The organism is uncultured Cetobacterium sp. (assembly GCF_947039425.1).
Taxonomy (GTDB): Bacteria; Fusobacteriota; Fusobacteriia; order Fusobacteriales; family Fusobacteriaceae; genus Cetobacterium_A.
Window position 1 is genome coordinate 1 of record NZ_CAMQYW010000093.1, and the last position, 6495, is coordinate 6495.

The 6495-nt window shown below is 28.6% G+C and carries 5 protein-coding genes and 1 pseudogene; 1 reads left to right on the forward strand and 5 read right to left on the reverse strand.

Annotation, left to right across the window (positions count from 1 at the left end; translation table 11 throughout):
• Positions 1–1042: anaerobic ribonucleoside-triphosphate reductase (gene nrdD / locus Q0V09_RS06205; protein ID WP_297487713.1), on the reverse strand; the 1042-nt coding region annotated here is incomplete at its 3' end.
• Between the two features lie 346 nt (positions 1043–1388).
• On the opposite strand from nrdD, the gene Q0V09_RS06210 reads away from it, so the two are divergent.
• Positions 1389–2768, forward strand: coding sequence for an aminopeptidase P family protein (locus Q0V09_RS06210; RefSeq protein WP_297487715.1), 1380 nt, complete (start codon positions 1389–1391; stop codon positions 2766–2768).
• A 27-nt stretch (positions 2769–2795) separates the two neighbouring features.
• On the opposite strand, the gene xylB is transcribed toward Q0V09_RS06210, so the two are convergent.
• From xylB to Q0V09_RS06230, 4 genes and pseudogenes are all read right to left on the reverse strand, one after another.
• The gene (xylB, locus tag Q0V09_RS06215; RefSeq protein ID WP_297405985.1) at positions 2796–4238 is read right to left on the reverse strand and encodes a xylulokinase; all 1443 of its coding nucleotides are present in this window, start codon (positions 4236–4238) and stop codon (positions 2796–2798) included.
• Between the two features lie 63 nt (positions 4239–4301).
• Complete coding sequence (locus Q0V09_RS06220) at positions 4302–5255, reverse strand: sugar ABC transporter substrate-binding protein (RefSeq protein WP_297487717.1); 954 nt, start codon at positions 5253–5255, stop codon at positions 4302–4304.
• Between the two features lie 18 nt (positions 5256–5273).
• Positions 5274–6251 carry a ribose ABC transporter permease gene (locus Q0V09_RS06225; RefSeq protein ID WP_297405840.1) on the reverse strand — a complete coding sequence of 326 codons (978 nt, stop codon included), beginning with the start codon at positions 6249–6251 and terminating at the stop codon, positions 5274–5276.
• Positions 6252–6495 (reverse strand): annotated as a pseudogene (locus Q0V09_RS06230) (D-xylose ABC transporter ATP-binding protein); the annotation flags it as partial.

Here is a 6495-nt window from a genome sequence, read left to right on the forward strand (position 1 = left end):
TTTCCTTTTTAGCTCCAAAACCTTCCATTCTAGTAGTGAAAATATATTTTTGTACAAGTCTACCTTCCCAAGATGTTTCAGTTCCGATTCCAACAGTAGTAAAAGGTGTTTGACCATTAACTGTTGATAATGAGTTTATCTCATATTCTAAACCTTGCATAGCCTGTTTAACAGATTCTTCAGTCATGTCAGTGGCATAAGCAAAAGCAGATGGATATTTTTTCTCTAAACTTTTATTAGAAAAATTAATACTAGTAGATTCTAAAATAGCCTTAATAGATTCTTTATCTAATCTATCTACATATTTTAATCCTCTAGAAAAATGCTTTCTAAAACTTTTAACAATATATGGAACTAAAGCTCTATCTAAATAAGGAATAGAACATCCTCCATATGTATTTGAAGAAACAGATGCAATAATTTGTACAATATGTCCAACAGCAACATCAACAGAGTTAGGTTCAAGCATTTTAGCATTACCTATATTGCATCCATTAGTTAACATATTTTCAATATTTACAAGTTCACAGTTTGTTTCTCTAAATAATAAATAATCAAGATCATGAATATGAATACGTCCAGATTCATGAGCTTCTTTTAAATATTTAGGTAAAATTCTATTAGTATAATAATCTTTAGAAGATATACCTGCTAATAAGTCTCTTTGAACAGAGATTGTTTTTCCATCTTTATTGGCATTTTCATTTAACATATCACTATTTGATGCATCAATTAACTCTCCAATTTTTTTGTAGATAACTTGCTCTTTCTTTCTAAGTTCTGTTTTAATTGTACGGAACTCTTGATATGAAAGTGCTATATCTTTTTCAGAAGATGCCATTAATTTTTTTACAACTAAATCTTGAATCTCCTCAACAGACATTTTTTCAGAATCTATATTTTCTATTTGAATTGATATTTTTTCTATTAAATCTGTTTTTATATCTTTCTTATTTTGGGTAAAAGCCATGCTAATAGCTCTAACAATTCTATTCTTATCAAACTTAACAATAGACCCGTCTCTTTTTATAACTTCTTTCAAAAAACTCACCCCTATTTATTTTATAATTCTTAAACATTATACACAACTTTATATAATTCTACAAATGTGTAAAAAAGTAAAAACTAAATAAAAAGTGGTTAAAAAAAAATATATTTCAATGAAATCTAGAAAAAATAAAGAAAAATTAAGCTGAAAAAGTAATCAAATTAAAAAAAACAGGTCAAAAAAAAAGCAATTTATTTTTTGTAAAACACAATATGTATTGTTAGTCCTAAAATTAAAACACAATATCTTGTGTTTTGTAAAAAGATTGAAAAAAAACAATAAAAAATAATAAAAATATGTTATAGTTAAGAGAAATATAATAATATAAGGAGGTTTTACGGTGTTTAATAGAGATACTTATGAAGAAAGAAGGAAAAATTTAAAAAGATTAGTAGGGGACAAATTTATAATAATACCTGGAAATTCAGAATCACCAATGTCTTACCAAGATAATTGTTATAATTTTATACAAGATTCAACATTTAATTATTATTTTGGGTTAAATTCTCCAGATTTAGTTGGTGTAATTGATGGAAAAAATAATAAAGAATATATATTTGGAACTGAATTTACTATAGATGATATAGTTTGGATGGGACAGCAAAAAACATTTAAAGATAGAGCTTTAGAAGTTGGAATTGAAAACTTCTTAGAAAAAGAGGAGTTAGCAAAAATAATTAAAGAGATTAATAAAAATGATATTATTTTTACAAATCAATATCGTTTAGAAAATATAATATTTTTATCAGAGCTATTAGGAATAAACTATAATGAAATAAATACTAGTTTTTCTAAAGAGTTAGTAGAGGCAATAGTTTCTATGAGAAATATAAAATCAAGTGAAGAAATAGCAGAGATGGAAAAGGCAACAAATGTGACAAGAGAGATGCATTTAGAAGCTATGAGAGTGGCTAAAGAGGGAATGAAAGAGTATGAGGTAGTTGCAGCCTTAGAAGCAATAGCTAAAAGATATAATGCCACTACATCTTTCCATACTATATGCACAGTTCATGGTCAAACACTACATAATCATTATCATGGAAATGTATTGGAAAATGGAGATTTACTGCTACTTGATTGCGGAGCTAGATTAGACAATGGATATTGTGGAGATATGACAACAGTATTCCCGGTATCAGGTAAATTTACAGATATTCAAAAAGATTTTTACTCTATTTTAATAAAAATGTTTGAAAAAGCAGAAGAGATTACAAAACCAGGAATAACTAATAAAGAAGTTCATTTAGAAGTTTGTAAAGTACTTGCTAAAGAGATGAAAGATAGAGGGTTATTAAAAGGTGAAGTGGAAGATATAGTAAAAGCTGGTGCTCATGCACTGTTTTTCCCACATGGATTAGGTCATATGATTGGAATGGATGTTCATGATATGGAAAATTTTGGAGAAAAAACAGTAGGATATACTAAAGATATTGAAAGAAGTACTGAGTTTGGATTAAAATCTTTAAGACTAGGAAGAAAATTAGAAGAAGGATTTGTAATAACTATTGAACCAGGAATCTACTTTATTCCAGAGTTAATATCTAAATGGAAAGAAAATAATATGCATTTAGATTTTATAAATTATGAAGAAGTAGAAAAATATATAGGATTTGGTGGGATGAGATATGAAGGTGATTTCTTACTTACTGAAAATGGTAATAGAAGATTAGGAGAAAAAATGCCTAAGTATTTTAATGAAATAGAAGAGTGTAGAAAGTAAAAAAAAGGATCCCTTGAAGGGGTCCTTTTAAATTTCTTTAAGAATTGGATATAGTGTTTTAAATTTAGAGTATTTTTTATTGTATATATCTATATTTCTTTCAATAGGTTCTTTTGTTTCAACAATTTTAATAAGAGCACTACAAGCTTCATTAACATCCTTAAAGAGACCATCTCCAACTATAGCTAATATAGCAGCACCAAAAGCTGGACCTTCTGTTGAATTAATTGTATCAACCTTTAAATTAAAAATATCAGCAAGAGTTTGTTTCCAAAAATCACTTTTAGCTCCACCACCACTAACTCTAATAGAGGTAAATGAATCTTTACAGCTCTTAATAAGTTCTAGAGAGTCTCTTAATCCAAATGTTATTCCTTCAATAATTGATCTAGTAAGATCTCCTCTAGTATGTTGTATATTTAAACCAGTAATAGTACCCTTAGCATTTGGGTCATTATGAGGAGTTCTTTCTCCTATTAAATAGGGTAAGAAGAATAGATTAGTATCTATTTCACTTTCTTTAGCTTCTTTTTCTATAAGTAAATTATAATCTTTAGATTTTTGTATATTTTCAACCCACCATTTTAAAGCTCCAGCAGCAGAAAGCATAACTCCCATTTGATGATATTTACCATTGGCATGGCAAAATGAGTGTAGTCTAGCTTTAGAATCAGCAAAATATGAGTTCATACTAGCAAAAACAACTCCAGAAGTTCCAAGAGCAACAGATAAAGTGGAATCATCAATAACTCCAACACCAATAGCTCCAGCAGCCTGATCACCAGCCCCAGCAATTACTTTAGTTTCTGAATTTAAATTAAGTAAAGATGAGATTGATGGAAGAATATTTCCTACCACTTGAAAAGATTCATAAAGTTCTGGTAATTGAGAAATATTAATTCCTATAAAATTAAGCATCTCTTTAGACCAAACTCTATTCTTAACATCTAAAAGTAAAGTTCCAGAAGCATCAGAAACATCAGTGGAGTATTTTCCAGTTAATTTAAAGGCAATATAATCTTTTGGTAACATAATTTTATGAATTTTCTTAAAATTATCAGGTTCATTTTCTTTTAACCAAAGAATTTTTGGAGCAGTAAAACCAGTTAAAGCTATATTTCCAGTTAGTTCAATAATATTTTCAATTGTATTTAAAGTTTTACATTGCTCTTCAGTTCTTTGATCACACCAAAGCATAGCTGGACGAATAATACTATCATTTTTATCTAAAAGAACAAGTCCATGCATCTGTCCACTAAAACTAAGAGCATTAATATTTTTATATTCTAATGTTATTTCTTTTAGTCCTTTTAGTGTTGCATTGAACCAATCATCTGGATTTTGTTCAATCCAATTTTCTTGTGGAAATAGTAGTGGATAATCTTGAGATATAGTTTTAATAATATCTCCATTTTTATCCATTAGTAAAATTTTAACAGCAGACGTTCCTAAATCAATTCCTATATACATAATTCCTCCCTTATAAAAATATCCCGCAAATGCGGGATATAAGTGTAAAAATTTTATTATCTTTTATTTTAATCTTGGATTTTCACTTGCAGGATACATAATAACTTCAATTGGCATTTGAGCTGATTCTGGTGATTTTCCATCTTTTAAATAGTTATTCATAACAATAGCAGCTTTTTTTCCAATTAAGTTGAAATCTTGAACAACAGTAATAGCCATTTTACCTTCATCAACTAATTTTTTTCCTTCAACAGAACCGTCAAATCCAATAATTGTAAAGTTTTTAAGATTGAATCTATTATCATTCATAATAGCCCCAATAACACCTATAGCCATAACATCGTTTTCACAGTATACTATATACTTACCATTAGAGTCAAGAGCACTTAATTTAGCTTCAAAAACATTTTGAGCTACATCTTGAGCAAAATCTCCAGTTAGTTCAATATATTTATCAGACTTTTCTAGATCATTCCACTCTTTCCCAGCTTCAGGAGAAGCTAGATAGTCTTTAAATCCCTTGTATCTACTAATGTGAGCAGTGTGTCCGTCAATTCCTCTCATATGAATCAGACCAGCTAAATCACTAGGCTTAAGATTAGATTTTTTCACAACCCATTGAGCTGCAAATTTTCCACCATCTTCATTATCAGTTGCAATTTGAGCTAATAAATCTACACCTTCAACAGTTGTATCAACAGTAATTACAGGAATATCCATACTAACAGCATCATTAAGAACGCCTTCAGTAGCATCTTTGTTTAATGGATTCATAATAATAGCAGCAGAACCTTTAACAATAGCATCTTCAACTTGACTAGGCTGGTTAGTTGCATCATTTGCAGCATCATAAACATCAACTTGATAACCAAGAGTATTAGCTTCTTTAACAAATGAATTTTCTAAAATACTAAAGAATTCATTTGATCTATTAGACATCATTAAGGCTACTTTCTTTGTTGTACTTCCAAAAGCAACACTTCCACAGATTAAAGATAAAAGTAATAATTTTTTCATTTTTTTGAGACCCCCGAATTATTTATTTTTTTTACGATCAGCAATTACAGCAAATAGAATTACTAATCCTTTAATAACTTCTTGATAAAATGATGATACACCTAACAGATTAAGTCCGTTATCTAAAATACCAATAATAAGAGCACCTATTAAAGTTCCAAATATTTTTCCTCTTCCACCAGACATAGAAGTTCCACCAATAACAACAGCAGCAATGGCATCTAACTCTGCACCTTGTCCAGCATTTGGATAGATTGAATTGTATCTTGCAATATATAATATAGAAGCAAGACCAGCTAAGAATCCACTAATAGAATAAGCAATAATTTTTATTTTATCAACTGGAATAGTTGATAATCTAGCAGCTTCTTCATTACCACCAGTGGCATAAAGATGTCTACCAAATAAAGTTTTTCCTAAAACAAACCAAATAATAGCAAATATAACTAAGTAAATTATCATAGAAATAGGAAGTTTAAATATTTGACCTCTATTCATAAATTTCATAACATGAGAAACTTTATTAATTCCTCTTACAGGTAAACCATTTGAAATAATTAGAGTAAGTCCTCTATAAATAGTCATTGTAATTAGTGTTGCTATAAAAGGTTGCAATTTTATTTTAGAAACTAAAATACCATTAACAGCTCCAAGTATAGTTCCTAAAAATAAAGCAATAGGAATAACAATGAATATAGGTAAACTAAATTTAACAAGAAGCATTCCAGCAATATATCCAACTAAGGCAAGAGTAGAACCAACTGTTAAATCAATACATCCAAGTAGAATAACAAATGTCATACCAAAGGCAAGTAAACCATTTATTGACGATTGTTTAAAGATATTTTGTAAGTTGTATAATGAAAAGAAGTTTCCATTGATACTTCCGAAAAATACAGAGATTACAATAAGAATCATTACTAATCCATACTTTTCAAGAATATTTTTTAATAAAAGGTTATTGTTACCTTTTATAGGTGTTGTGTTGCTAGACATTTAATTTCCTCCTAAAAATGCTACTTTTAATACTTCTTCTTGATTGATATTTTCTTCATCAAAAATTTTAGCAATAGTTTTATTATGAATTACAGCTACTCTATCAGAAACACCAATAACTTCTGGTAATTCACTAGATACAAGGATTATTGCTACTCCTTCTTTTTTTAATTCATTGATAACTTCATATATCTCTTTTTTAGCACCAACATCTACTCCACGAGTAGGTTCATCTAAAATTAAA

Bases quoted from the DNA above. Each gene is read 5' to 3' on its own strand.
- xylB (WP_297405985.1), bottom strand. From the start codon at position 4,238: ATGTATATAGGAATTGATTTAGGAACGTCTGCTGTTAAAATTTTACTA.
- Q0V09_RS06220 (WP_297487717.1), bottom strand. From the start codon at position 5,255: ATGAAAAAATTATTACTTTTATCTTTAATCTGTGGAAGTGTTGCTTTT.
- Q0V09_RS06225 (WP_297405840.1), bottom strand. From the start codon at position 6,251: ATGTCTAGCAACACAACACCTATAAAAGGTAACAATAACCTTTTATTA.